Annotated in this window: 24 protein-coding genes; 9 read left to right on the top strand and 15 right to left on the bottom strand. The window is 55.9% G+C overall.

Features of this window, described 5'->3' with window-relative positions; genetic code table 11:
- Nucleotides 1–142 precede the first annotated feature (142 nt).
- Nucleotides 143–1,450: a nucleotide disphospho-sugar-binding domain-containing protein gene (locus tag BMZ35_RS14795; protein WP_093094636.1), complete on the bottom strand. Its 1,308-nt coding sequence runs from the start codon at nt 1,448–1,450 to the stop codon at nt 143–145.
- Nucleotides 1,447–2,469, bottom strand: a complete 1,023-nt coding sequence (locus tag BMZ35_RS14790; RefSeq protein WP_242654815.1) for a GntR family transcriptional regulator — start codon at nt 2,467–2,469, stop codon at nt 1,447–1,449. The genes BMZ35_RS14795 and BMZ35_RS14790 overlap by 4 nt, the downstream gene beginning before the upstream one ends.
- A 102-nt stretch (nt 2,470–2,571) precedes the next feature.
- Between BMZ35_RS14790 and BMZ35_RS14785 the strand changes: the two genes are divergently transcribed.
- The 9 genes from BMZ35_RS14785 to BMZ35_RS14745 all read left to right on the top strand — a co-directional run bounded on the left by BMZ35_RS14785 (nt 2,572) and on the right by BMZ35_RS14745 (nt 11,073).
- On the top strand, nt 2,572–3,621 hold the full coding sequence (locus BMZ35_RS14785; protein ID WP_093094635.1) for a polyamine ABC transporter substrate-binding protein: 1,050 nt from the start codon (nt 2,572–2,574) through the stop codon (nt 3,619–3,621).
- Nucleotides 3,622–3,740: 119 nt separating this feature from the next.
- On the top strand, nt 3,741–4,595 hold the full coding sequence (locus tag BMZ35_RS14780; protein ID WP_207502987.1) for an ABC transporter permease: 855 nt from the start codon (nt 3,741–3,743) through the stop codon (nt 4,593–4,595).
- Entirely contained in the window at nt 4,595–5,386 is a 792-nt protein-coding gene (locus BMZ35_RS14775; protein ID WP_093094634.1) for an ABC transporter permease, read from the top strand. Before BMZ35_RS14780 ends, BMZ35_RS14775 begins: the two co-directional genes overlap by 1 nt.
- A complete protein-coding gene (locus BMZ35_RS14770; protein WP_093094633.1) occupies nt 5,383–6,447 on the top strand; it encodes an ABC transporter ATP-binding protein in 1,065 nt (354 codons plus the stop codon). The genes BMZ35_RS14775 and BMZ35_RS14770 overlap by 4 nt, the downstream gene beginning before the upstream one ends.
- 55 nt (nt 6,448–6,502) lie before the next feature.
- Nucleotides 6,503–7,789, top strand: a complete 1,287-nt coding sequence (locus BMZ35_RS14765) for a glycosyltransferase (protein WP_093094632.1) — start codon at nt 6,503–6,505, stop codon at nt 7,787–7,789.
- Nucleotides 7,786–8,148 (top strand): cupin domain-containing protein, encoded by a 363-nt coding sequence (locus BMZ35_RS14760; RefSeq protein ID WP_207502985.1) that lies wholly within the window; start codon nt 7,786–7,788, stop codon nt 8,146–8,148. The genes BMZ35_RS14765 and BMZ35_RS14760 overlap by 4 nt, the downstream gene beginning before the upstream one ends.
- Before the next feature lie 15 nt (nt 8,149–8,163).
- On the top strand, nt 8,164–8,508 hold the full coding sequence (locus BMZ35_RS14755) for a cupin domain-containing protein (RefSeq protein WP_093094631.1): 345 nt from the start codon (nt 8,164–8,166) through the stop codon (nt 8,506–8,508).
- Nucleotides 8,505–9,575 (top strand): aminoglycoside phosphotransferase family protein, encoded by a 1,071-nt coding sequence (locus BMZ35_RS14750; RefSeq protein ID WP_093094630.1) that lies wholly within the window; start codon nt 8,505–8,507, stop codon nt 9,573–9,575. Before BMZ35_RS14755 ends, BMZ35_RS14750 begins: the two co-directional genes overlap by 4 nt.
- Complete coding sequence (locus tag BMZ35_RS14745; protein WP_093094629.1) at nt 9,568–11,073, top strand: aldehyde dehydrogenase family protein; 1,506 nt, start codon at nt 9,568–9,570, stop codon at nt 11,071–11,073. The genes BMZ35_RS14750 and BMZ35_RS14745 overlap by 8 nt, the downstream gene beginning before the upstream one ends.
- A gap of 582 nt (nt 11,074–11,655) precedes the next feature.
- On the opposite strand, the gene asnB is transcribed toward BMZ35_RS14745, so the two are convergent.
- The 13 genes from asnB to BMZ35_RS14680 all read right to left on the bottom strand — a co-directional run bounded on the left by asnB (nt 11,656) and on the right by BMZ35_RS14680 (nt 25,223).
- On the bottom strand, nt 11,656–13,611 hold the full coding sequence (asnB, locus tag BMZ35_RS14740) for an asparagine synthase (glutamine-hydrolyzing) (RefSeq protein WP_093094628.1): 1,956 nt from the start codon (nt 13,609–13,611) through the stop codon (nt 11,656–11,658).
- Nucleotides 13,611–14,699: a glycosyltransferase family 4 protein gene (locus BMZ35_RS14735; protein ID WP_093094627.1), complete on the bottom strand. Its 1,089-nt coding sequence runs from the start codon at nt 14,697–14,699 to the stop codon at nt 13,611–13,613. The genes asnB and BMZ35_RS14735 overlap by 1 nt, the downstream gene beginning before the upstream one ends.
- Nucleotides 14,699–15,877 (bottom strand): glycosyltransferase family 4 protein, encoded by a 1,179-nt coding sequence (locus BMZ35_RS14730; protein WP_131814390.1) that lies wholly within the window; start codon nt 15,875–15,877, stop codon nt 14,699–14,701. The genes BMZ35_RS14735 and BMZ35_RS14730 overlap by 1 nt, the downstream gene beginning before the upstream one ends.
- A 188-nt stretch (nt 15,878–16,065) precedes the next feature.
- Nucleotides 16,066–16,491: a hypothetical protein gene (locus BMZ35_RS14725; RefSeq protein ID WP_093094625.1), complete on the bottom strand. Its 426-nt coding sequence runs from the start codon at nt 16,489–16,491 to the stop codon at nt 16,066–16,068.
- Nucleotides 16,492–16,702: 211 nt separating this feature from the next.
- Nucleotides 16,703–17,428: a DUF2334 domain-containing protein gene (locus tag BMZ35_RS14720; protein ID WP_093094624.1), complete on the bottom strand. Its 726-nt coding sequence runs from the start codon at nt 17,426–17,428 to the stop codon at nt 16,703–16,705.
- A 13-nt stretch (nt 17,429–17,441) separates the two neighbouring features.
- On the bottom strand, nt 17,442–19,133 hold the full coding sequence (locus BMZ35_RS14715; protein ID WP_093094623.1) for an ATP-grasp domain-containing protein: 1,692 nt from the start codon (nt 19,131–19,133) through the stop codon (nt 17,442–17,444).
- Complete coding sequence (locus tag BMZ35_RS14710) at nt 19,133–19,711, bottom strand: serine O-acetyltransferase (protein WP_165610098.1); 579 nt, start codon at nt 19,709–19,711, stop codon at nt 19,133–19,135. Before BMZ35_RS14710 ends, BMZ35_RS14715 begins: the two co-directional genes overlap by 1 nt.
- Complete coding sequence (locus BMZ35_RS14705) at nt 19,711–20,478, bottom strand: formyl transferase (protein WP_093094621.1); 768 nt, start codon at nt 20,476–20,478, stop codon at nt 19,711–19,713. The genes BMZ35_RS14710 and BMZ35_RS14705 overlap by 1 nt, the downstream gene beginning before the upstream one ends.
- On the bottom strand, nt 20,475–21,431 hold the full coding sequence (locus BMZ35_RS20625) for a polysaccharide deacetylase family protein (protein ID WP_110680258.1): 957 nt from the start codon (nt 21,429–21,431) through the stop codon (nt 20,475–20,477). Before BMZ35_RS20625 ends, BMZ35_RS14705 begins: the two co-directional genes overlap by 4 nt.
- Entirely contained in the window at nt 21,428–22,588 is a 1,161-nt protein-coding gene (locus tag BMZ35_RS14690) for a glycosyltransferase family 4 protein (protein WP_165610097.1), read from the bottom strand. The genes BMZ35_RS20625 and BMZ35_RS14690 overlap by 4 nt, the downstream gene beginning before the upstream one ends.
- Entirely contained in the window at nt 22,588–23,451 is an 864-nt protein-coding gene (locus BMZ35_RS20620) for a putative nucleotide-diphospho-sugar transferase (RefSeq protein ID WP_131814389.1), read from the bottom strand. The genes BMZ35_RS14690 and BMZ35_RS20620 overlap by 1 nt, the downstream gene beginning before the upstream one ends.
- Nucleotides 23,355–24,209, bottom strand: a complete 855-nt coding sequence (locus BMZ35_RS14685) for a sulfotransferase (protein ID WP_093094617.1) — start codon at nt 24,207–24,209, stop codon at nt 23,355–23,357. Before BMZ35_RS14685 ends, BMZ35_RS20620 begins: the two co-directional genes overlap by 97 nt.
- 210 nt (nt 24,210–24,419) lie before the next feature.
- Entirely contained in the window at nt 24,420–25,223 is an 804-nt protein-coding gene (locus BMZ35_RS14680) for a sulfotransferase (protein ID WP_093094616.1), read from the bottom strand.
- Between the last annotated feature and the right edge of the window lie 36 nt (nt 25,224–25,259).

The following is a 25,259-nucleotide window of genomic DNA, read 5'->3' as shown; positions in this document are numbered from 1 at the left end:
CGCTGAGGGGTGCCAATTCAAACAAGCGCCGCATTTTGGCTCCGCATCGCCGTTTCCCCTGAGGCGCAACATGGGGAGTCGCCGGAAAACGGGTGCGCCCGTCATACGCATCACCACTTCGGCGACGTGACAGAACGCCAGTTCAGCCCGTGCCCGTCTCGCCGCATCTAGCCTCAGACAACGCCCTTAAAACTTCCCGGGCTGCTCTATCGGTGCCCGAGTTAGCCTGCATCATCTTAGATGTTTCTTTCAAACGTGTTCGCATTTCGCCGTCTTCCAACAGAGCGACGATTTCCGCCCTCAATGTTTTGGCTGACCAACCGGCGCGGTCCACGCGGCGCCCAACGCCCTTAGCCTCGGCGCGCTGAGCGTTGTCGTGTCCATCCCAGCAATAGGGCATGACCAACGAAGGAACCCCAAAAAACAGAGCCTCGCAAAAGCTGTTGTTCCCTCCATGGTGAATGAACAGTGCCGTGTCTGCCACGACGGACGGCTGCGGAAACCAACTGCCCAGGTGAACATTGTCGGGGATGTGTTCATAGGATTCTTCGAAACCACCTGCATTGACAATAAAACGGGCGGGAATGGTTGCGAAAACGTCGATCATTCTTCGGATCAGATCCGTGTCAATGGCCCCCAGCGACCCGAAGCTGGTGTAAATTAATGGGCCATTGGTGGCCGGAAAGTCCGGCATCTCAAAATGGGTTTCCTGTCGAACACATCCTTCAAGGAAGACGAAACTGTCGTCGGCAAGTTGCTGTTCGCGATCATATCGGATGGCGCTCGGAGCAAGTAGCAGATTCAAGTTAGGAGAGGGTTCCAGGAAAATCCCGGACGCGAGCTGGGGCAACCCCCGCTTCTTGCGAAACTCGTTGTATCGTTTGTGTGCGGCCCGAGTGGCCTTTTCATACGCCTTTTTGAATGTGGCACATTTTTTCGCGGCTTCCGGCGCAAGCCCGGAAAGGTAGGGGGGAACCTTAGGATCGGGAAGCTCGGTTTCCGCGCAAGAAACGATACGAACCCAGGGGCAACCTGCCTTTGCAACGGCGGGAAACATGATCACGTTGTCCAGAAGAATCGCGTCTGGTTTGATCCGATCCAAAAGAGCTTCAAGATCATCTTCAACCGAGATTGCTGTGTCTACGATGGCCTCCCAAGTGGGCGCAACGTAAGTCTCCAATTGTTCGATTGGGTTGAGCTTGAAATGGGGCAAGTGGGTTGTGATGAAACTCTGCCAGTAGTCTTCCGTCGCTTCGTCGCTGGCCCTGAGCGATTGCGGTAGGTGGTATTCCTTGAATCCGTATTCCGCGAAAACACCGGTAAAACCGGGATGGCAGATGAATACCGGGTTGGCTCCTTGTTCCCGCAGCTTCTGGGCAATGCCGACGCAGTTCAGCCCAGCGCCAAACCCGGCTTCAGGAAACAGGGCGATTGTCGGTTTCCTTGTCATGCGCGCGGCCCTCTCAAGAGGGGCGGAATACCTCGGTTGGCGGCCTCAGGGCGGCGAATCCGCGATCGTCTCAGATGAACGACCATCTGGTCGGCGGCCAGATCGAATTGGTTACGCTCAAGGCTGTCCAGAATTTCAAGATGCTCAGCCATGGCTTGCCTCAACCGGAAATTTGGCGTCGAGCTACCCCGTCGTGACGCCTTTCGCAATCGATGATGAACCAGCAAGCCGCCGCGAACGAAGCGATTGGCCGAGCATTGAGCGATAAGAACGTGAAACTCGTTGTCGATCCGGCGGAACCCGCCGTGTGTAATGCGCTCCTCGTCTGCATTCAGAAACTCTTCAGCCTGCGTTCGCAACAGGCCAGCACGCTTGATGTCGAGCGAAAAACCCGGTGCGAGTATGGCCTGTGGCTCCATTGTGAGGCGGAAATCAAAGCTCTCGTCGATTGACTTGGGCGAATCGATCATGGGTTGAAACGCCCATGCGCGGCCCGGCAATTGTGCCACAATTCCATCCTGAGACAGTATTTTTAGCGCAAGTAATACCGCATTCCTTGAAGCGCCATATCTTCGAGCAAGCGCACTCACCGACTGCACCTCATCAATACGGCGCTCAGCCCTGTCTGACAGTATGCGATGCGCAAGAGAATCCTCGGCCTCCTCCAGATCCCGCAGGGCCTTGGCAGCCTGACCACCCGCAGCCACCGAAAGGAAGTACCCCTCCTCCTGCCTCCAGTGCAGAATACTCTTTTCTTCCATAAGCTTAAACGCCGACCGTATTGGCGTCCTGGACACACCGCACACCTCCGAAAAGGCCTGCTCAGGGAGGTGATCTCCGGGCTTCATTCCGCGCTCCAATGCGACATTCAGTATCTGCTTGGCGAGCGATATGTGGCTCTGCCTAGTATTACGTCGAGTTTCCGGCATTTTCCCCATCCTCACCTTGACTTCAGCGCCGACCGAACGCGCGATCCCAAAAAGAACATCGAATACAGTTTGACGTACTTTTTCTTTCATTAATACTCAAAACAGATCGGCGAACAACAGCCGCGAACAACAGAACCAAGGATCGCCCGAACAAAAAAAGGCGGCGGAACAAGGACAACAAGGAGGATTGGAATGCTTCGACATTTCCCCAAGACACTTACGGCCATCGGGTTCGGCATGATCTGCAGTGCAACGGCATTGTCAGCAGAGGGTTTAGTGGTTTCAAACTGGGACGGCTATATGGCGCCAGACGCCATTGACGCATTCAACACGGCCAGCGGAAACAGTGCAGAACTGGTCCTGCACGGCACCAACGAAGAAATCATGGGCAAGTTGATCGCGTCCAAGGGCAAAGGCTATGATGTTGTCTTCGTCTCCTCACCGTTCGCCGAAGTTCTGCACAATCTCGGCCTTGCCGAAGAGCTGGATCATGCAAAGATCCCCAACATCGCCAACCTGTATGAGCAGGCGACCAAGCTTGAGCATGATCCCGGCAACGCATTCTCGGTGCCCTACGCATGGGGGACGACCGGGCTTTGCTATCGTTCCGACCTCGTGGCGGATGCCCCAGACAGCTGGATGGATCTTTTGGCACCTGCTGACGCCGTACGCGGCAAGACCACGATGTTGGCCACTGACCGCTGGCTGCTGGGCGCGGGGTTCCTGGCCAAGGGCTATTCGGTCAACGAAACCGATGCCGACAAGCTGGGCGAGGTGCGTGACTTGCTGATCGAAGCCAAGGACACCTTGCTGGCCTATGACGACGCGACGTTCTACGCCAAGCTGGTCTCGGGCGAAGCGGAACTGGTACACGCTTGGGACGGATGGTGCAACTACGGCATCGCCGAAAACGCGGACATTAAATACGTTATCCCGTCCGAAGGGTCCGACCTTTGGGTCGACACGATGGTGATCCTGAAGAATTCAGAAAACAAGGATGCGGCCTACAGTTTCGTGAACTTCATTCTGGACGCAAAGAACCATGGCTGGGCAGCGGAGAACATTCTCTACAAGGTACCGAACGAGCCGGCCATGTCCGCCTTGTCGGCAGACATGTTCGCAACCTTCCCCAACATGGGCATCACCCCGGACGTGCTGATCGGCTATGAGCAGCTGCGCGACGTCGGAGAGGCCACGCGCGCCTACGCCCGCGCGGTGTCCGAGATCAAGGCCGCCGACTAAGGCGACCAATCCACGCACAACACATTGTGGCCCGGCGCACCCATGGGTGCCGGGCCACTGTGCCCGAACTGTCGATTACCCCCGTCGCGCCTGCCGCCTGCTCCTCTCGAGAGAAACCGATGACCGACCGCAAATCCCTCTACCTGATGACGCCTGCGCTGGCTTGGTTGACGGGTCTGATGGTGATCCCTTGCCTGCTGATCCTGGTTTTAGCGTTCTTCCGCCGGGGGATTTACGGGGGGATCGAATACACATTTACATTGGAAAACATCTGGCTGGTTTTTGATCCGCTCTACGCCGGTATTTTCGTGAAATCCGCGACCATTGCAGGCACGTCGGCGCTGATCGCCGTGATCGTCGGCTATGCGGCGGCCTATGCCATCGCCGCGGCCCCTTCCCGGCGGCAGCCGATGCTCCTGTTCTTTGCGGTGCTGCCGTTCTGGTCGAACTACCTGGTGCGGACCTATGCCTGGATCGTGTTGCTGAACCGCGAGGGCCTGATTGCATCGGTGGTTCATTCTCTTGGCTATGACGGGGAATTGCCGCGCCTGCTTTACACCGAAAGCGCGGTGGTGGTCGGCCTCGTGTACAATTACCTGCCCTTCGTGATCCTCGCCTGTTATGCCCCCCTTTCGCGCCTGAACCCAGAGGTGATCGAAGCATCGCGCGACCTTGGCGGATCGGGCTGGACCACCTTTCGCCGAGTGACGCTGCCGATGACCGCGCCCGGCATCGCGACGGGGTTCGTGTTCGTCTTCGTGCTCTCCATCGGGAACTTCGTGACCCCCGCACTCTTGGGTGGCGGTCAGTTCCAGATGATTGGCAACCTTGTCTACGCACAGTTTCTCACCGCCAATGACTGGCCATTCGGAGCCGCGCTGTCGATGTTCCTGATCGCAATCATGATGGGACTGCTGACGCTTCAGACCTTTGCCACCGAGCGCGCCTCAGGTGCGCGCAAGGAGGAAAGCTGATGCGCTCGCAAGCCAATCCCCGCCTCATGCTGATGATCCTGTCGGCAGTCTTCGCCTTCCTTTACATCCCGATCTCGGTGCTTTTCGCACTGTCTTTCAACGAAGGCGGTCTGCCGACGGCCTGGACCGGTTTTTCTGTCAAATGGTACGGAGAGCTTTTCCGCAACAAGGAAATCATCGGGGCGGCCCTGAACACACTGATCGTTGCCGTGGTATCGACCCTGTTGGCGACGATGCTTGGCACGTTGCTGGCGATTGGCGTCGAGATCCGCCGTCGCAAGGGTCGTTTTCTCGAAACCATCATTTTCGCGCCGATGATCATTCCCGACATCGTGCTCGCCATCGCCCTTCTCAGCTTTTTCTCGATGCTCAATGTCACGATGGGATTGCACACGGTCATCGTGAGTCACGTCGTCTTCAACTTGGCCTTTGTCTGCTCGGTGGTTCGTGCCCGTCTCAAAACCTTCGACTGGTCGATCGTCGAAGCCTCTGCGGACCTTGGCGCATCCACACCGATTACCCTCTGGCGCGTGGTCATTCCCGTCATGCTCCCTGCGGTCATCGCGGGTGCGCTACTGGCATTCACCCTGTCCGTAGATGAATTCATCATCGCCTTTTTCACAGCGGGTGCGGGGCGTGATTCAATCACTCTGCCCATGCAGATCTTCGCCATGATCCGCTTTGGCGTCACGCCTGAAATCAATGCACTGGCCACTATCGTGATGACGCTGTCTGTTATCGCGCTGGCCCTGTCACAACGGCTCAACCGCGGAGGGCTTCCGGGACAATGACCCAGACCATGCTGTCACTTCGGAATATCAAAAAACACTTTGGCGCGGTTCAGGCCGTCGCCGGGATCGATCTGGATATCCTTGAAAACGAGTTCTTCGCGCTGCTTGGCGCTTCCGGCAGCGGCAAGACGACGCTGTTGCGGATGCTCGCCGGGTTCGAGATGCCGACGGCGGGCTCGATCACTCTTGACGGGCGCGACATCACCCACACCTTGCCAAATCATCGCCCGGTGAACCTGATGTTCCAGTCCTACGCGCTGTTTCCGCACATGACCGTAGCGCAGAACATTGCCTACGGGCTGGAGATGGAAAAGCTGCCCCGGACCGAAATCAAAAGCCGGGTGGCCGACATACTCGAAGTCATCCAATTGTCCCACCTTGCGACCCGCAAGCCGGACCAGTTGTCGGGCGGTCAACGCCAACGCGTCGCTTTGGCGCGCGCCCTTGTGAAACGCCCCCGACTGCTCCTGCTGGATGAGCCGCTTGGGGCGCTTGACAAGAAACTGCGTGGCGAAATGCAGCTCGAACTCAAGCGCATCCAACACGAATTCGGCATCACCTTCATCATCGTGACCCATGATCAGGAAGAAGCCTTGGTCATGGCCGACCGGATTGCCATCCTGCAAGATGGGGCGCTGCTGCAATGCGGCAGCCCGCAAGACATTTACGAACACCCGCAAAGCCGTTTTGCCGCCGATTTCATCGGGGTGATGAACTTCTTTCCGGTTCGGCGTTCCGGCGATCACCTCCTGGCGAATGACGGCGGCAGGGTCTTTGCCGATCTCGATGATGCCGTCGCCAACAACAGCGACGCCGTTGCGGCGGTACGTCCTGAGCGGCTGCACCTTGATGTCGGAAAAGGGGAAAACAGCCTCACCGGTCGGGTGAGTGCCATGGCCTATCACGGCCTTGACCTGCAGCTGCATCTCGAAACCCCGCTGTCACCGGACTCGGTCATGGTGCGCCTGACAGCAGACGCCGCCGAAGCCCGTCCCCTTTCGATTGGCGACGAGATCACCGTCGGCTGGGCGGCAAGGGATACACGCGTTTTTGCCGCCTGAAGCGGCCGACAATAACGCCCGCCAAAGGCGGGCATACACAACAGAGGAGACTTTCATGGAACAGAAAACCTTTGCCTTCTTTCCCGAGGCGGCGTTTGGGCCTGCCCTGAACTCGGTCGGAATTGCACAGGCGGTCGAGCGCATGGGTCACAAGGCGGTATTCCTGTCGGACCCAGGGTTCGTCGAGGTCTATGAGGGCTATGGATTCGAGGCGCACCCGGTCAACCTTTCGGAACCGATGCCCCCCGAGCAGATGGCGAAGTTCTGGGAGGATTTCATCAACGGCCACATCCCCAACTTCCGAAAGGCGCCGATCGACCAGATCGACAACTATGTCAAGGAATGCTGGGAAGCCATCGTGGACAGTGCAAAATGGGCGCAGAAGGATCTGCCAGGTATTCTGGCAAAGATCAAGCCGGACGTGATTTCCGTCGACAACGTGATCCTGTTCCCTGCCATCAAGCAGCACGGCGTACCTTGGGTACGGATCATCTCCTGCTCAGAGAACGAGATCGAAGACGACTCCATCCCGCCGCACCTGTCAGGCATGTCCGAAAACGACACCGAAGGCCACGCGGCCTTTCGGGCGCGGTTCAACGAGGTGATCAAACCGATCCACGATGATTTCAACGCGTTCCTGGGCACCTGCAACGAAGACGCCTACCCGGTGGGTCAATTTTTTGAAGCGTCGCCGTTCATGAACCTGCTGCTGTATCCCGAACAGGCCAAGTACACCCGGTCCAAGCCACTTGATCCGGCACAGTTTCAATATCTCGAAGGCTGTGTGCGTCAGGACGAGCCCTACGAGGTGCCAACCTTCCAGAAAAACAATGACGGGCCGCTTCTGTATGTCTCGTTCGGCTCACTTGGGGCCGGCGATACCGATCTGCTCAAGCGGCTGATTACGCTCATCGGACAAAGTCGATATCGGGCGCTGGTGAACGTGGGCGATTACAAAGAAGAGTATTCCGACATCCCCGACAACGTGATCATAGACGGCTGGTTCCCGCAGCCTTCGGTTATTCCGCAAGTCGACGTTGTCATTCACCACGGGGGGAACAACTCATTCACCGAATGCCTCTATTTCGGCAAGCCCGCGATCATCATGTCCTATGTCTGGGATGGCCACGACAACGCCATGCGTGTGCAGGAAACCGGCCACGGGTTCCGGTCCGATCGCTACGAATGGAGCGACGAGGAGCTTGTCGAAAAGATCGAAGCCTGCCTGAACGACGAAGCCATGGCCGCCAAGCTCAAGGCCACGTCAGCGCATATGCAATCGCAAAACGGCCAAGAAAAGGCAGCCAAGCTGCTGGTCGAACTGGCGGAGAAGAACGCGTGACCAACCTGGCCTCTTCGGCGCCCCATATCCATGGGGCATCCATCTATGACGACCTGCTCGACTGGGGACCACAACCCGACATGCTCGACGGGCAATCGCATTCCACCGGCAGGCTCCTGCACAAGGGGCCGGGCAATTCCCCGGAAACCGGTGTTTGGGTCTGCACCCCCGGTACGTGGCGCATTTCCGTGCCGCGGGATGAATTCTGCCACTTCGTGGAAGGCCATGTGATCTACCGCCGCGATGGAACGGACGAAGTGATCGAAGCCACCACCGGCACATGTGTGCTGTTTCCCGCCGGGTGGGAAGGTACTGCCGAGATCACTGAAACGCTCCGCAACATCTACATGCTTGTCTGAACTGGAACCGAGACCATGAAAGCACACGTGATGCAAAACCCGCTGCAAATCACCGACACGGTGGACTGGGGCCTCATCCCGACCATGATCGAGGGCGAAAGCCACACCTCCGGCCGGGTCCTCTACAAAGGCCCCAACGGCGAAAGTGAATGCGGATTGTGGATCTGCACCCCGGGTAAATGGAACTGCCACGTCACCAAGGACGAGTTTTGTCACTTTCTGGAAGGGCGCTGCACCTACGTCCATGAAAATGGCGATGTCATCGAAGTGACACCCGATACGGCCGCCTTTTTCCCTCAGGACTGGAAAGGCACCTGCACCGTCCACGAAACGGTCAAGAAGGTCTACATGATCCGATGAACCGGTCGCTTCACGCACAGGCCGCCGCATCGGCTTCTCAGCTTCCGGCCCCGGCACGTGCCTTTCTGGCCCGTCATGGGCTGGATCGGTTCGGGTTGGAGCTGTTTGAGGCCGACGCCTCCCCGCGCCGGTATTACCGCGTGCAGGGCGAAGGGGTGTTGTTGATGATCGACAGGCATGACCCGCCGGGGTTTGCCGCTTATCTGCGCCTGTCGCATCACCTGAACGACCTCGGCTTGTCGGCACCACGGGTGTTTGGCGCCGATCCCGTACATGGCATAGCCCTGGTCGAGGATTTCGGCGAAGGCACCTATGCGGTCTGCTTGGACGACGGGTATGACGAAGCAGAGCTCTATAAGCTTGCCGTGGACGCCTTACTGCATCTTCACCATGACCCAAGGGGCAACGACGTCGATCAGCCTCGCTACGATCTCGCGGTTCACCTGACCGAGTTGAAGATCTTTGCCGACTGGTTCGCGCCTGCGATAATCCCGGCCATCGACAGGACCGGCTTTGCGGACACCTTCCTCGGTCTTTGGCGCGATGCGCTGGCGCCGGTCGCCCAGCGGTTCGACACGCTGGTGCTCAGAGATTTCCACGTCGACAATCTCATGTTCCTTTCACAACGCGCAGGCATCAAGCGCTGTGGCCTGCTGGATTTCCAGGACGGCATTCTGGGGCCCTGTGAGTATGACCTCGTGTCGTTGCTTCAGGATGCGCGGCGCGATCTCGCCCCGGATCTCGAGACACAGCTACTCGATCACTACCTCGCAAATGCCCCCGCACAACTGGGCTCGGCGGAAGAGATCCGCCATCGTTTTGCGCTACTGGGGGCACAAAGGCACACGCGCATTCTCGGCGTGTTTGTCCGCCTGTGCCAGCGCGATGCCAAGCCGCGCTACCTGAAATTCATCCCCCGCGTAGTCAAGCAGCTCCAAGCCGCGCTGGCCGATGCCGGGTTGTCCGACATCTCTTCGTTTCTCGAAAGCGAACTGCCCGGATGGGCAGACGCCGCGCTTGATCTGGGACGCGACTTACCAATCCCCCAAGGAGTGTCCCATGCCTGACGTTCTTTCGCCCTGCTATTACCTTTCCCCAGAATACGTTGCGACGGAAGGCCCACAACAAATGGCGGTTGACCCGGCAACGCTCGCGGACATCGGCGCGATCGGCACACCATCCGGGGCACAGTTGGAGCAAATCCTCGACCGTGTAAATGCTGCGCAGAAAACCTGGGCTAAGATGGACTGCAAGACCCGGGCAGGCCTGCTGCACGGTATCGCAGACGCCATGGAACGGGCAGACATGACCGACATTGCCATCACCATGACCCGCGAGATCGGCAAACCCTACCCAGAGGCGATTGGCGAGATTGCCAATATCCCACCGGTGTTCCGATATTTCGCAGAACTGGCCCGAGACGACGCAGGCAGGATCGCGGGCACCATGCAGCCCGGATCATTCCAGTTCCAGACCTATGCGCCCCTTGGCGTGTCGGTGCATATCGTGCCCTACAACTTCCCTCTGATCCTCGGATGCTGGACCATCGCCGCCTCACTTGCCGCAGGGAATGGGATCGTGCTGAAGGCCGCCCCGGCCGGGTCGCTCTGCACTCTTGCCTTCATGAGATTTTTCGATGGGCTACCCGCGGATCTTGTCGCCTGCGTCGCAGGGGGTGCGGAGATAGGCAAACACTTGATCAACAGCAACAAGACCCACGGCATTGCCTTTACAGGGTCAGCCGAAGTCGGGCGCATGGTTGCGGTAGAAGCCGCCGCCCGGATGAAACCCTGCATCATCGAGGGGGGCGGCAACGATCCGATGATCGTGACACGCAATGCCGACATAGCCGTGGCCGCCGCCGGAGCCGTGACCGGCGTGTACCTGCAATCCGGTCAGGTCTGCACATCAACCGAGCGGATATATGTCGATGAAGAAGTGCATGATGACTTCGTTGCTGCCTTTGTTGCCCGCGCGCGTCAATTGCGTGTCGGCAACGGTCTCGGCGTGGCCGAGATCGGACCTCTCGTGTCACAGGCAGCGCGTGACAAGGTACTGGGCTGGATCGAACGGGCACGGGCCAAGGGCGCCACAATTGCTCTGGGTGGAGGCATCCCCGAGGGCCTGGAAACGGGCTGGTACCTGGAACCGACGGTTGTCACGGATGTTACCCCGGACATGGGTATCCTCAACGAAGAGATTTTCGGCCCTGTCGTGTCCATCGTGCGGACCCGATCCTTCGACGAGGCGATTGCCATGGCCAATGACTCGGATTTCGGTTTGGGTGCCTGCATCTTTACGAATGACCTCACCGAGGCGCACGAGGCGATTGACCGGCTCGAGGCTGGAATGGTCTGGGTCAACAACCCGTTGGTCGACAATGACGCCCTTCCCTTTGGCGGGATCAAGAATTCGGGCATGGGGCGAGCGCTGGGGCGGCTTGGACTGGATGCGTTCCGCCAGCCCAAGATGGTCATCTTGGACCCGGTCGCCAAGGAGGCGGACTGGTGGTACCCTTATCCGGATGACTGGTTTCTTGACGCCGGTGGTCGCAAGCATGTCTGATCATCTTGCGACCACCCCCATCTCTCGGGTTTGCAGCACGTGTCTTATCTCGGTGCGCAAGAGACAAGATCTTCCGATCTGAACATTTTGAAGGAATGCGTTCGCTTGGTTCCGACAATGTCAGCAATCTCCTTGAGACCGCTCCCGCAAGGACTGACCTGATCCCGTGCTTGCGGCACAGCTCACCGGTCTACAAGCCCGCCTAGTGCTCTTTCAGAATACCAATAATCTGAGGCTCGCTGAAACGGCTTCTCTTCGTCGCCCGTCTGCTCAGCTGGAGAGCAGGCTAACCTCAAATCGAGAACCTTTCGGAGGGCGGGTTATGACCACCACACTTCGCGTCGACGTTATTCTCCGCCGAGATACCGAAAATCTGATAGTCCGTGAAGCTGGGTCGCTTCATTGCCAGCCCGATAGATGGGCAGCGCCCTAAGCGAGCGAGAAGGAACAATCCAGTGGCTGCTCAAGAGGTTTCCAGTCAGGTTTGAGCATTCAAATCTCAGTGAGCCTTGGAAAAGCCGACCCGCTGTCCGAAACGAAGGACCATCCTCATGACGCGTCTGGGTATCGACTATGTTGGCTTTAGCAAACCGGCCTTCCGATACCGACATCTCTTGCCCACAATAGCAACATCAGAAGTGCCCACACCTCTTTTCCCGCGTTTACCCGCCGTTTTTGATGTCGCTCCCACAGAGTTTCAATGAAACCTGCATCCAGACCCAAATTTGAAATCGTTTCCGTGTCCGCAATCAACTGCGAACCCCATTCGTACAAGGCCCCTCTCAGCCAATCATCCAAGGGCATTGCGAAGCCTTGCTTTGGACGTTCGATCAATGCTTGCGGAACATGGCGGTAAAGCAGCTCTCGGAGCAACTTCTTGCCGGTGCGACCATCTACATGAAACCCAATAGGGATTTGTCGTGCCAGATTTGCTACCCGCGCATCCAGAAACGGCGCACGCGTTTCCAAACCAACGCTCATGGCCGCTCTATCCACCTTGACCAAAATGTCGCCGGGCAAATAGCCGGTCATGTCACGTGCCATCATCCATTCTGCCAAGTCTAATCCCGACGGATTCAGTGCCCGCGAGTCAGAGGCTATTGGTGGAATAGTTTCGCGCAGTGCGGAATCCCGAAGTTGCCCAGCCGCAATAAATATCTGGTAGAACTCTTCTGCGTCACCCGTTGCACGAAGTGCCGCAGCGAGTTTGGGCAGGTTATCCAATGTTGTGAGTGGAAGACCCAGAATTGAGATCACATTCCGAGACACTCGTTCGTTCCGCAATCCAAACCGCGCAGCACTTCCGACAGCCCCGGCACCAATGTTGCGTAGGACTTTAGGAAGCCGAGAAATCTGCTCCCACATTTTGGGTCCGCGGATGTGACGGTTGTATCCACCAAAGACTTCGTCTCCACCATCGCCGGTCAATGCGACGGTAACGTGTTTGCGCGCAGAGCGACAAAGCAATGTGGTCGGTATCTGCGAACTATCGGCGAATGGCTCATCATAAATGCGAGGCAGGTCCGCGATGATGGCCAGAGCATCATCTTCTGTGAGTATGAACTCTGTGTGGTTCGTGCCTAGGTGCCGGGCCACAGCGGCAGCATGGGGCGCTTCGTTGAACCGAGCATCGTCAAAGCCAATAGAAAATGTTCGAATCTGCTTGTCAGAGCCGGCCTGCATCAAACTGGCAACCAAAGAGGAATCAACGCCGCCAGACAGAAAGCACCCCAACGGTACATCGCTGAGCATCTGTTCGCTCACCACCTCATCAAGGGCGCTCTCCAGTTGCGCAACGGCCTCATCGGTATCGGTTATGGTGGCAGGCTGGCCAAATTGCGTTTCGACCGCAGAATAGCGCATCTGGACTGGTTTCGAGCCAGCACGCAATTGCACGATACTGCCAGGCATTACCTTGTGAACACCCTCGAGGATACAAAGGTGATCCGGCACGTAGCCAATCCTTAGATACGAAGCGAGTGCGGCTTGGTCGACCTGCGTCTTGATTCCCCCCGCCCGCAATGCACGCAACTCAGAACCGAAAATCCACTTCCCGTCTTGGTTCGAATAATAGAGAGGTTTTTCCCCCATCCTATCCCGCGCAAGCGTAAGAACGTGTTTCTGTCTGTCCCAAAGTGCGACCGCGAACATTCCGAAGGATTCTTTGAGAGCGCGTTCCACCCCCCACTCGGCAACGGCAACAAGAAGTGTTTCTGTATCTGAATGGCCACTCCACGCAATACCCGGCGCACCTTGCTCCAATTTTTGGCGCATAGATCTATGGTTGTATATTTCACCATTAAAAACGATAACGTAACGATCACAAGGCGACTCCATGGGCTGTGCGCCGGTTGGACTCAAGTCTAGGATCGACAGTCGCCTGTGACCGAGCGCGACGCCATGTTCTTCATCTAGCCAGTGGCCTTCAGCATCGGGGCCTCGATGTTGTATTGACCGGGTCATACTCTGCAACGTATCGCGCGCCTGAGCGGCTTCGTCGAAAGGGCGGAACAAAGCAAAACCAGCCAATCCACACATTACGTGCCCCCCCCTGCCTGATTTCTCGAAAGAAGATTGTCACAGGCATCGCGGTAGTCATCCTGAAACAACCTCGCCTCAGCCCATCTGTCTGCCGCACGTGACGACATCTCACGCCAAGAGCCTGGCTGGGAGATCAACTCGACGATCCGTTGCGCGGTTTCTCCCGATGTGGTGACGTGAATTCCGGTATGCCCATCGTGACAATAAGAGGGTATCTCGCCCACAGGTGTTACCACTGGTACCAACCCCATCGCCATCGCTTCGATAACTGACATGGCCATCCCTTCGAAAAGGCTGGTCTGCAGGTAGAAACTGTATCCGCAAGCATTCGTCAACAAGTCCTCCTGGGGCACAGCACCGAGAAATCGCACAGCGTCGCCAAGTTTCAACTCGGCCACTTGCTCTTGCAACTCATCAAGCGAACCGCGATCCGGGCCAAAAATGTCGAACTTGGAGTCGGGCAACAATTGATGAACAGCCGCAAACACTTCGAGCGCCAGACCAAGGTTCTTTTCAGATTGCAAACGCCCCCAATAGACAAAATTTGGTGCAATTGGTCTTTCCGGATCTTTTTCCCGGGCATTTGGAAGGTATGGGGGCCTTTGTGTCAAAAACGATAGTACCTTCGCTCGCTCGCGTACCTTCGAGGGAACCCGCGCAGCCAGTGTCGTTTCAGAGTCCGCCCAGATCTCGTCCGCGATGAACATGGCCACTCGGTTCAACACCTTGTCGAATACATGGACATCAACTGCAGAATGCAGAAACAAAACATATTTCGTTCGCGGGCGAAGAAATTTTAACGCAATCAGCGTCGGACAACTTCGCCAAAGCGATGCAACAACCAAATCTGGGCGGCTCTCCAAGGCAAACCGCAATAGTTTCCAGTGCGCATCAGGACGATTGACCGATACTGCCGCCCCATGCCAATCGTCCGGGAACACATCGACCGGTGAATGTGTCACCAGGTAGCCACGGCGATAGCGAACCGGACCTGCCGCCCCGTCCCAAGTCGCCGGAACAGACCGAGCAGCCGTTTCCACTCCTCCAACCGTGTCGTAAGGGATAAGATGCAATACCGTAGGCATCACATGCCAGCCTTTGCCCTGAAGAGTTGTTCCGCCAAGTCTTCATAGGCCCGCGCGGTCGTTCGTGCATCATATAGGCGCACGGCCTGCGCCCGCGATGCCGCTCCCAAACTTCGTGCTTGCTCCGGATTGTCCAACAACCCTGCAATTGCTGATTTTAGGGCATGTACGTCGCGAGAAGTATATAGAATACCCACATCCGGGGTGACCATATTGGTGACGCCTGAAACGGCGCCAGCAATTACTGGCAACCCAACCGCCATGGCTTGCATGATCGAGTTGCTCATTGTCTCCCCAAGGCTGGCGTGAACGTAAATATCAAGGCTGCGCAACAAATCGCGAACGCCTTCGGCGCCCAAAGTGCCATGCAAGGTAACGCGGCTTTGTAGTCCACGGCTTTCAATCTCGGCTTCGATTGCGGGAAGTGTTGCGCCATCTCCCGCGATCTCCAGTCGTGCGTCGAGCGAAGGACGATCCGAACAAAGTCGATCAAAAGCATCAATCAGAGTCAGATGATCCTTGCTGGGCTGAAGTCGTGCCACCATACCCAACCGCACAATATCTCCCTCAAGGATCGCATGGCTACCTTGCCGCGCAGGGCTAAAGAAATCGATGTCGAGGCCATTCGCTATTATGTGGACTTTGCCCGGTCGGTGCAGGGCACGCAGTTTGGCCGACGCCGTCTTAGCAGCATCTTCAGTAAGATGAACTATGGCATCCACATTGGCGTGGGCAACGGCCAACGCTCCCCAGTCCTTTTTTGACTTTGTCGATTGAGGTTCAGTTTCACGAACCAATACCACGGCACGCGTACGATTCCACACAACCGAGGGGATTGTGGCCAGACCATGGACAAAAACCAAGTCTGGATCGGATTCGAAAATGGCCCTACGCAAAGTCTTGTAGAACGACACATAGGCACGTCCGGGCTGTTTGCGAACATAGCGCCACTCAATATTGCGCTGCTCAAGACGGTCGACATAGTCTTGAAGAGGGGGCTCAACGCCGGTCAACAAGACCAGATGTTCGGCATCGGAGTAAAAACCGGCATCCAACATCCCAAACATGACGGCACCATGCCCGCCAAGCCCCGAAAACAGGACGTGGACTACGCGTTTTACGCTTTTCTTCATATCTTCATGGAACTCCGTTGAGTTGTCGTGAGCCGCGCCGTCCATGGCATAAGCACCCAAAAGATTGGAGATTGCCAGGATTTGCCCATTGCATCGAGAAGTGGTCTTGTGCCGATTGCATTTTTTTCTTCCAGCAGATCAACCAAATAGGCGCGCCACCGATCCGGTGCCTTTTTGGCACCCGATGGGCTCGCAGCCTAAACCCAAAAGGTAACAGAAGCGGCCGACATGCATCACACCTGAAATTGTTCCGACTTTCGCGGGCGGCGAGGTGGAAACTCATTCAAAAACCGATCGTCTTCTATCGCAAAGAATTCGGCTATGTCCTCTGCACGCGCCCAAATATCATCGAAGGACAACAACATGAGATTTTCTGAGTTGTGGGAATGAAACGATTCGACTTGCTGCTTAACGGCCCTCTCGAACAGTTTTTGTTGTAAACCACCCCACGTAAACTGACATGCAACGGAACCTAATTCGCCGGCATGTTTGTGTAAAAACTGCCTCCGCCTTACTGACCGAAATACGGCTTCGGGTTCATCAAATAAGAAAAGAACCCGCCGATCATTGAGCCATCCAACCGGAAGTCTAGGCAGATGCTTGAGATGATCCCTGTCGAAATAGTCGTTGATGTGCACAAATTGCGCCAAATGCTTCATGAGAAAAGTTGTGCCTGCCCCCCCCCGTCGAAATCACCAAGTTTGGCGGAATCTCGCGGCTGAAGAAAAGCCGCTCCAACATGACCTGGCGCCCAATCGCAACTGCCCCATGCCGGAGTGGACGGAGTGGCACCTTGGCTACCGAGATTATACTAATAGACATAGAACTTTTCGATAGGCTTTTGATTTTATTACAGAAAAGAACATCGACTTATTGAAGCCTTCGCTTGACCGTCAATGCAAGTTTTAGCGACATTCCCAAGGGCCAGACCAGTGCAGCGGGCCACTCGCTCCTTTTCGCTTCATCGAAATCTATGAAGCGAGATGAATTGGCAGTCACGAAGTGGCCGAGTTCGTCAATCTCATCCATTGTCATGTTATTGAGATGAAGACACATCGTGTAAATGCCGATTCCAAAGTTTGCGGGACGTTCAAATAATTGAGGCACAAATCTGAGCCCCCCCGCGCGCCAGGGAAACAACCCATATCCATCAGTCAATGTAGTGAACCCCAAAGATTTCAATGCCACCAACGTTTTCCTGTCATAGCTGTGAAAGGGCGCCATAAAATTATCAGTTCCGAGACCTTCACTTACAAGTATTGCTTGCCCTTGTGCCAAATCTTCACGTTGGACTTCCAGACCACGGCCCGAAAATTCGCTGCGCGCGGTAATACCAAGCAGTCCGCGATCGTTTGTGTGAATCCGGTGTCTGTAGCCGTGTTGCGAAATACCCCACCCACTTGCAGCAAGCTCTCGCATCATTTGCCAAAAACTTGGGTCAGGGCCGTGGACGATCAGGTCGGGATCCATATTGTCCGGAACAATTCCCATGAGCGGCCGCACGCCAGCAGCTTCAAAATGCGCCCGAGCGCGCGCAAATTTCTCATGATCCATTGTGGGGCATATGTCATCTAACCGGATCACGAAGCGCGCCATTGGACTTGTCCTCTTAGCCGATTTGGTCTTGCAGGGTAACGGAAATACGCTCGAAACACTCAACGTATTCAGCCTCCGACTCGCCGTGGGGATCAGGTAGCTCTCCAGCTTTTAGGCGGGCGAGATCGTCAAAGAGCATGACTTGCGGGCGAAACTCCGGGAACATCACCCAGACATCTGCCATGGTGCGAAAATCGAACACGATTATCCGCGCTCCTTCGGAAACAAACGCCTTGCAACTATGGAAATTGCGTGACCTATGCTTGGTTCCATCCATTCCCTGCATCTCCAAAAAGCGGGCCGCCGCGGGACTGATACCGCGTCCATGAAACGGCAGTACCCCGCCGGACAAAACGTGTTCGAAACCGGCCTGCCTGAAGAGGATTTCCGCTACGGCACTCCGATTAATATTACCCTGACACAGAAACAGAATCGGGTCTCTCTTATCGAGCTTCTGAAAGTGATGGCGATACCCAAGGCGCGCAGCCGCCATTTTCATCCCCAACTGCCCACGGCGCCAAACCCGTGCGAATACTGGATTGAACTGGCCAATTGCTGGCAACGGATCATTGCCCCGCTCGATATCGAGATATTCCCACCCAAGCGCGGCGCGCGGCAAGGCCCCTAGCCAATCAACCAGCGGCGAGGATCGCGACAACCAACGCCGACGTTGACCAAACACCCATCGCAAATCGTTTTTCAGATTTCTCACTCGAACCGGACGGTCGCTGGCGACCAGGCTTTCAGGCAAGGACAGGCCAAGCGCCTGAGCAACCGCAAGCGCCGGAAAGTCGATCCCCGCGCGAATGGCCGTTTCTATCGATCCCCATGGGCGGCAATTCATCTCCATTATTGTCAGGTGTCCGTCATTGCCTTTCAGTTCGACCATCATCAGACCAGACCAGTCCAGCCGCCTAGCAATGTCGCGGGCGATTTGAATATCCTCCTCCGCCATTGGAACATTGCACCGAAAACTGCTGCCGCCGCCTTCCGGGGGTTCATGCAGCCGCCGATTCATACTTGCCGCCACCAAGCGTCCACGATCCGCCAAAATGTTCAGCCCAACACCGTGACCTTCCACAGGTCGCTGGACCAGAACCGGCAACCTTGGCAGATCTTCGGAAAGCTTCCGTTCGAGCTGTGATCGTGTCCTGCACTTTTTCACCTCGAAAGAGTTAACGAAGTCATCGGTCACCAGGCAGCTTCGAACCGGTTTGGCATAAACCGGACCCTCAGCCAAAATATCAAAAGCGGGCGTGGGATCATCGCCGGGATACAAAAGAATGCCGTTCGGGGCATTCAACCCTGCTTTCTTTGCCAGTTTCAATGCCTGAGCCTTGTCGACAGCTCGGAGGTAGGCGTCAAGCTCGGGTCCCACAATCACGGCACGCGACGCCAATGCCGCATAGTCGGCATATACCAGTTCGCATGCCATGTCGGTTATCGGAAAAACCGCATCGTATTGATATTTGTCCAAATGTGCGGCCAAGCGTTTGCGAACGTCGGCCATGTCAGTCACCGGCGATCCAAGAAAAAAGCGCTTGCGGCAGTACCGCGACAATTCTGCTGGCTGACGAATAGGGTCGAATGTCGCGATCTCAACGATCGCCCCTTTTCTTCCCAAAGATCGGCACGCCGACAATGCGGCACGCTCGTTGCTTCCCAGTAGCAGAATTCGCCTGCCGGATAGTAAATTTTCAGACATCAGACGGCCTCATTGGCCGGTGTTTCCTCATCAGCTTTGTTCCCAATCAAGCGCGCTGGTACACCGGCCAGGATTGCGCCGTCAGGAAAACTTCGGTTTACCACAGCATTCGCGCCGATCCGAACGCCATTGCCCAAATGGATCCCTCCAAACAGTTTTGCTCCAGGCCCAATATAGACATCATCGCCAAGATGTGGGGCCTTCCCGTCTTTCAACCCGATATTCACACAAATATTCACACGCGCCCGCGCGCCAATCCGCGCATCAGGACTGATCACAATTGTTCCCCAATGGTTCAGCCGCAATCCGGGACCGCATGTATTGGGGGGGATCGTGAAGCCCAAATAAATCGACAATAGGCGGAAATAGACAGACACAAGCAACCGCTCAGCTCTGCCAATCAATCCGTTTCGACAATTCTTCAAGTATTCGACCCGCCGAAGCACTCTCAGGAAATGAAGGGTCGGATAGCGAAGCCCCATCCAAAACCGCCAACAGCTCAATCCAGCCCCATCAAGATCAGCAATCAGCCAATTCCGATAATCACTCTTCGAACGAATAATGTTGTTGTGTTCCATTACCGCACCCCGCGCCGTAACCCGATCAGGTATTGCCAAAGCGTAGGATGAAACCATTGCCGCCCAGCGCCGGTTGTCGGCACGGGGTCAGGGAGCGTCTTACTCTGGTCTAGCCCAATTAGAGTTTTGACCAGCGCGGGCAGCGCTGCACCAAGTTGCAACAAAGGATAGGTAGCAAAGTTGTCTTTTGCCGTAGGGACTGGTCGCACATGCGACAGCACTGCGCCTGAATCTACGCCAGCGTCGACTAGATGTAACGTTGCACCGAACTCCTCTGGCCGCCCCATCCACAAAGCCCAGTACCCCCCATGCACACCACGATACTCCGGCGTGATCCCGGCATGAATATTCAGCACTGGTGCTGCAATGGCATCAAGTGTTTCGGCCTTCACTATTCGCGTTCCGCTGAGCACGACAGCGTCCGGGTCGAGGCGACGCAAGAGTTCTCGGGTGGCCGGAGCATTAACCGAGGTTATTGTCGTAACGCGGCTCTCTTTCAAAGGGTCAGCCCGCAAATCATAGTCTTGGCGTATTGCTTTCAAACGCGGTTCCACCCCTCGCCGGATGAGAGGTAGAACAATGACAATGAACAGGACTTGCCCAACAACCGCGCGCCATCCTAGACGACGCGCCCGCCCATAGAGCAATGAGCGGCGTGATTGTGAGGGTTCGATCAGCACTGCGGTAGGTTGAATTCCGACATCGTCCAAGAAGTTCACCATTATGTCGGTGTGTAAACCGCTGGTGGCGAGAACCACGACGTTCATTTGCTCCCCCCGCTACCCGCCATGGTTAGCGATTTCATTCCATACTGGTCCCTCAACTGGCCATAGTGCGTAATTATACGCTCCAACCCCCTCAAGTTAGCCTCCATATCGACCCCGAAGTTATGCGGATGCCACCACAAATGAAAACCTGCACCTGTTTGGGCTGCACGGGTCATCGCACTCTCGATCACCGAAAGATGTCTGGAATGATACGCAGCGAGACGCCCTGAGCAGGGGCGAAGAAAATGGCTGGCTGGCACATTCTCGGTTCCGGGGAAATAGAGATGAGATCCGAGCATGCCAGTATGCGCATCGATCAACCGCAACATCCGACGCGGTAAAGTTTGATTGGCGCCTGCCGATGGGCGATAAGGCCAAGCGCTCTGGTTTCCCCGATATCGTTTGATGCCTCGTTCGCGGACGACAGCCAAATGCGGAGCAGCATACTGATTTCGCGGGAATACTATTGATCGCAATTTGATGCCGCGGTTCGCGGCCAATTGGCAGGCAGCGTCAATATCAGCCGCAAAGGTCTCAATGCTGGCTCCGGCCTCAAGACAATAGAAATGCGACATTGTATGCGTCGCGATTTCCTGCCCCGGACAGGAAGCTATCTGCGTGACTAGTGTTGCTCCGAAGTAATAGGGGTCATGGGCCTCATCCAAACCGATCTCGTCCAGGTAGCGATAGTTCGACAGCGCTGGATGAGTATAGCGCGGTCGCAGTTCTTCAGGTGGCAACGCGTCCAGCAGTTCCTCGCGAGAAGCACAAAACACCGCTCCAACCGTGGCCCAGGTCGCTTGGATACCGTGCCGATCAAAACTTTCCAGCATGCGGGGAATGGCCGCGCGACCTCCCAATATGTTCTTCCCGTAAGTTTCGCGGGTTGCGTGATCGCGAACCCCCCAAAGCAACTCGAAATCGAGTGAAAGAACAAGTTCGCCGCCGCTCACTCTAGCAGCTCCCCCTCTGGAAGACCCAGAACCCTGCACCACGCATCCAGCACATTGCCCGGAGCATAACGCTTCGAAACTTGCGGCGCCGCAGCGGCCAGGCGCAACCGCAACTCTTCATCATTCATTACTCGAGTCATAGCCGCAGCAAGCCCTTCGACTGTAAGATCTCGGACAAGAATTCCGTCAAGTTCGTTCTGGATGATCTCAGCCGGCCCGGTATCACAGTCAAACGCCACACATGCCCGCCCAGCGCCCATCGCCTCGACCAATACGTTCGGAAAGCCCTCGAACCGTGAACTAAGCACAAATAAGTCGGCCGCAGCATACCAGTCAGGCATGTTACCCAAGTGCCCCGGTAAAATCACCCTTTCGGCAAGCCCTGACCGAGCCGCCTCATCAAGAATGTCCTGGCCCGATATCCCCTCTTCCAGTCGACTTGGTAAAAGGCCGGGTATCGCCAGATCCCATTCCGGGTGGTTGTCGGCAATCCGAGCAAAGGCCGCAACCAGCAAATCGAACCCCTTCTGATAGGGTTTGGTTCCGACGGCCAACAATAGTTTGCGCTCCGGGGGCAAGATCTGTGCGGGACAAACTATCGGTGGCGCTGAGGGCAAATTCGGTTGTACTGCGTTGGGAATGATCGAGACGCTCCGACTTCCTGTTTCCCGGCGCAACCAATCTGCGATGGGCTGGGTCTGGGCTACCTGAACATCGGAAAACCGATATACAATCCGGCGCAGGGCCGACCATATCTTGTCCTGCTGACGATGCCAGGGAGCATTGCGTTCCGAAACAACCACGCGCAGTGGCATGCCAAAGGCAGAGACGACAGCCATCACAGATTCGTGCGGCATCATCGCCAGAATAGCAGTCGCCCGGTGACGTCTAAGAACCCTACGAACCTGCAAGCAACGTCGAATATTGATAATCAATTTTCCCGGCAGGCTGTTTCTTCCCTCGTCCAACCCAACGGTCTCGCGCTTGACACCATCCGGCAAATTGAAAAAGTCAGTTCCCGGCTCAGAATGCGTCAGAACCACAACGTCGTGGCCACGCTTGTTTAGCTCACTTGCCAGCCAGACCGTCACACGCTCCGCGCCACCGGCTTTGAGTGTACCGATGAACAGACACACACACTTGCGAGACGAACTCATCAAGCGCCACCATTTCGCTTGGACCAAAGCACGCGCGATGCCATCCGGCGAGGCCATCGGACGACGCGTTTCGCCAAATCGAAAAGCCAGTCTCTTTTGTTCACAAAGGAGTAGCGCCGAAAGTGGCAAATTCGCGGTCTAGCTTCACGGCGACTCCACAGCCAAAGGTTTTTGGGATAGCGAATATTGAACTCCGGGGGCAACGTCGACAGCCGCAGATCAGAAGCCCAAAGGAGTTCACGCAGCGTTACCTGATCCTTTCGAAAGCCGGCGATCTTGTAGCTGTCTGACCAAGCCTGCAAGAGGGCTTGCGTTCGCGGGTTACGGCGCACCGCGATGACCCCAGTATTGAATTGCGGAAACGCGTCTGGCAACTCGTGCTTCCAGACCGCACGAGTAGCGGCGCGATTGCGGGCATGTGCATGAGCCATGGCTATGTCAAAACGCTCCAGCAACTCGAAAAGTTCGCTCACATCCTCTCGAACTCGAATGTCTGCATCCAGAAACAGTGTTCTTTCAAAAGGTGAATTCATCAAGCAATCCACTTTTGAACGATGGTGGACTGTCTCCAGATCAATCACTGGATCAAACACTTCACTCAAGGCAAAACCAAGCTGTGAGGCATCCGTAAAAAGAGCGATGGGTACGTCAGGCATAAAACGACGAACGGAACGTGCGGCGGCTTCGGCGCATGCGATGTACCTTGCACCTGTAGCGACGAAAACGACACCACATAGCGGCTGGGGCTTGAGAGAAGAGTCTGAAGTCACGATTGCAGCAGCATTTTTTTCATAGATGTTCTGCCAATCGGGTAACCAAATTGACGTAAACCGGATAAGCACGAGAGTGTCGAGGTTGCCCAATCGAATGTTGACATATTTCTAAGGTAGCCGACGTCAAGTTCAATCATCCGACCTTTGCGTTTGGCTGGATGACGCATCACGTTCCCCCCGTAAATCACGTTATCGAAAATCGGGTCATCAAGACCACGCTCTCTCACATCTTCCGGGATTCCACTGCACAGATTCAACCCTACGCGTTCTCCGGCTTTTTTCAAAATCCGCAAGGTATGGTGCCAAGGATCCGCCGCGAGATCCTCGTATCGAAGGATCATCGAATTTTCGTGTCCATCAAGAAACGAGGAGATGGCCGTGCTACTGATCTGCCACGAACGCTGTTTGGCCAGACTGAGTTTGTTCATGCGTGAGTAGCTGTGTGCTACCGCTCTTGGATCTCGAACCAAATGTACAAAAAATGGATCAACCAGCCCCGCATCGCAGAGCAAACGAACAGTTTGAAGGTGGTTAGACTTATCGACAACAACTGGTTGGGGAGAGATATCCGCAACAATATTGATCCAGCTGCGCCACAAATCCGTGCCCGCCCCGAGGACCGCCTCCGGTGTCAATCGCGATGCAGGCCACCCGTTGGCCTCCAGTCGCGACACTGCCTGCTGCCAGAATAGACGCGTGCGTTCATCTTGACGGTGGAGATTTCTTAGGTTCCATAAATGCAGCCTCTCTCCTGCAGCAAACGTTCTTGGGCTGGCACCCAACAGTAGATTCAACAGGGTTCCACCGGAGTGCCCAGTTCCCAAAATGAATATGTACGGTGCAACCATAGTTTGGTCTCCTAGGGATTAGCACAGCATTGCGAACCGTGCGGCGAAAATCCTGATCAAAAAATAATAATCAGCCTGGCGGCGCCCGAAACCTTCGCTCCGAATGTCGAATGGCCTTCCGAACTGTCTGCCTACGTATGCGCTTTTGGTACTCATCTGATAGGTTTCACCAAGAGTAGATTCTCGACGGCTTTTTTTGCCTGCTTCAAACTATGAAACACTCCTGGTCGCCGTCCGAGCGTCGAAAGGATCAGCACTTGCATCCTTCAATTGATTATAAATCTGATCCGGATTCAGCCTGTCGCGCAAGCGAACGACTAGCTTTGCCAAACGATAATCGGTTGTCGGTATCGCCACCGCTCGGCGCATAGCGGGTTGTCTACAATCCGCCAAAGGGCGCCCTAGATGTATGGCCATGCGTTGCAAGCCCAATTCGGAGGTCATGAATTCGGCGTATTCCAGTAGCAACATTTGCGGATGCTTGCGCTTCAAGTCCAGCAAATGGTTGTTGTATACACACCAAGCCCGAAGAGCATCTGGAAGGAAAGTCGGGTCGCGACTGATCCAACGCCGACCAGCTCGGCGCAAATAGTGGCCGAACACTTCTACAGGATTTCGGAAGATGCCTACTAGGATAGGATCCTCCAGAACATCCTGCCAAAAACCAAACGTGAGGAGAGTACGCGGATCTTTGAATCCCCAAACGTCAAGCCCAACTGCGTCAATGACTGCCCTGGCCTGATCCCTTTGCGCAGAAGTCACGTTCCCTGGCGCAAGGGGTTGAATAACCCGCAGGCTTTGTCTGCCGTTGTCCCCCAGTAGCTCCATGTTGAGCGCGCGGGTTTCGTCGCGCTCCATCTTATTCCCATCATCATAGCCTGCGTCGAGCTCAGTTCCAATCATCGGAATGCCGCTGCGATGAAGGGTTTCGGCGATCAGCGTGGTTCCGGACTTATGCATGCCCAGGACCACGACGGGTCGGGAGGCAAAATTGGTGGCGAAAACAGATCTCATTTTATGACCTTAGAAAAGCCCGAAAAAGCGCAATGA

This window comes from Shimia aestuarii (assembly GCF_900114635.1).
Lineage (GTDB): Bacteria > Pseudomonadota > Alphaproteobacteria > Rhodobacterales > Rhodobacteraceae > Shimia > Shimia aestuarii.
Note: the sequence above shows the minus strand (reverse complement) of the source record. Positions and strands in the feature narration are given on the sequence as shown.

Excerpts from the sequence above, each read along its gene's own strand:
- BMZ35_RS14795 (WP_093094636.1), bottom strand. The coding sequence starts at position 1,450 with ATGACAAGGAAACCGACAATCGCCCTGTTTCCTGAAGCCGGGTTTGGC.
- BMZ35_RS14790 (WP_242654815.1), bottom strand. The coding sequence starts at position 2,469 with ATGAAAGAAAAAGTACGTCAAACTGTATTCGATGTTCTTTTTGGGATC.
- BMZ35_RS14785 (WP_093094635.1), top strand. The coding sequence starts at position 2,572 with ATGCTTCGACATTTCCCCAAGACACTTACGGCCATCGGGTTCGGCATG.
- BMZ35_RS14780 (WP_207502987.1), top strand. The coding sequence starts at position 3,741 with ATGACCGACCGCAAATCCCTCTACCTGATGACGCCTGCGCTGGCTTGG.
- BMZ35_RS14775 (WP_093094634.1), top strand. The coding sequence starts at position 4,595 with ATGCGCTCGCAAGCCAATCCCCGCCTCATGCTGATGATCCTGTCGGCA.
- BMZ35_RS14770 (WP_093094633.1), top strand. The coding sequence starts at position 5,383 with ATGACCCAGACCATGCTGTCACTTCGGAATATCAAAAAACACTTTGGC.
- BMZ35_RS14765 (WP_093094632.1), top strand. The coding sequence starts at position 6,503 with ATGGAACAGAAAACCTTTGCCTTCTTTCCCGAGGCGGCGTTTGGGCCT.
- BMZ35_RS14755 (WP_093094631.1), top strand. The coding sequence starts at position 8,164 with ATGAAAGCACACGTGATGCAAAACCCGCTGCAAATCACCGACACGGTG.
- BMZ35_RS14750 (WP_093094630.1), top strand. The coding sequence starts at position 8,505 with ATGAACCGGTCGCTTCACGCACAGGCCGCCGCATCGGCTTCTCAGCTT.
- BMZ35_RS14745 (WP_093094629.1), top strand. The coding sequence starts at position 9,568 with ATGCCTGACGTTCTTTCGCCCTGCTATTACCTTTCCCCAGAATACGTT.
- asnB (WP_093094628.1), bottom strand. The coding sequence starts at position 13,611 with ATGTGTGGATTGGCTGGTTTTGCTTTGTTCCGCCCTTTCGACGAAGCC.
- BMZ35_RS14735 (WP_093094627.1), bottom strand. The coding sequence starts at position 14,699 with ATGCCTACGGTATTGCATCTTATCCCTTACGACACGGTTGGAGGAGTG.
- BMZ35_RS14730 (WP_131814390.1), bottom strand. The coding sequence starts at position 15,877 with ATGGACGGCGCGGCTCACGACAACTCAACGGAGTTCCATGAAGATATG.
- BMZ35_RS14725 (WP_093094625.1), bottom strand. The coding sequence starts at position 16,491 with ATGAAGCATTTGGCGCAATTTGTGCACATCAACGACTATTTCGACAGG.
- BMZ35_RS14720 (WP_093094624.1), bottom strand. The coding sequence starts at position 17,428 with ATGGCGCGCTTCGTGATCCGGTTAGATGACATATGCCCCACAATGGAT.
- BMZ35_RS14715 (WP_093094623.1), bottom strand. The coding sequence starts at position 19,133 with ATGTCTGAAAATTTACTATCCGGCAGGCGAATTCTGCTACTGGGAAGC.
- BMZ35_RS14710 (WP_165610098.1), bottom strand. The coding sequence starts at position 19,711 with ATGGAACACAACAACATTATTCGTTCGAAGAGTGATTATCGGAATTGG.
- BMZ35_RS14705 (WP_093094621.1), bottom strand. The coding sequence starts at position 20,478 with ATGAACGTCGTGGTTCTCGCCACCAGCGGTTTACACACCGACATAATG.
- BMZ35_RS14690 (WP_165610097.1), bottom strand. The coding sequence starts at position 22,588 with ATGAGTTCGTCTCGCAAGTGTGTGTGTCTGTTCATCGGTACACTCAAA.
- BMZ35_RS14685 (WP_093094617.1), bottom strand. The coding sequence starts at position 24,209 with ATGGTTGCACCGTACATATTCATTTTGGGAACTGGGCACTCCGGTGGA.
- BMZ35_RS14680 (WP_093094616.1), bottom strand. The coding sequence starts at position 25,223 with ATGAGATCTGTTTTCGCCACCAATTTTGCCTCCCGACCCGTCGTGGTC.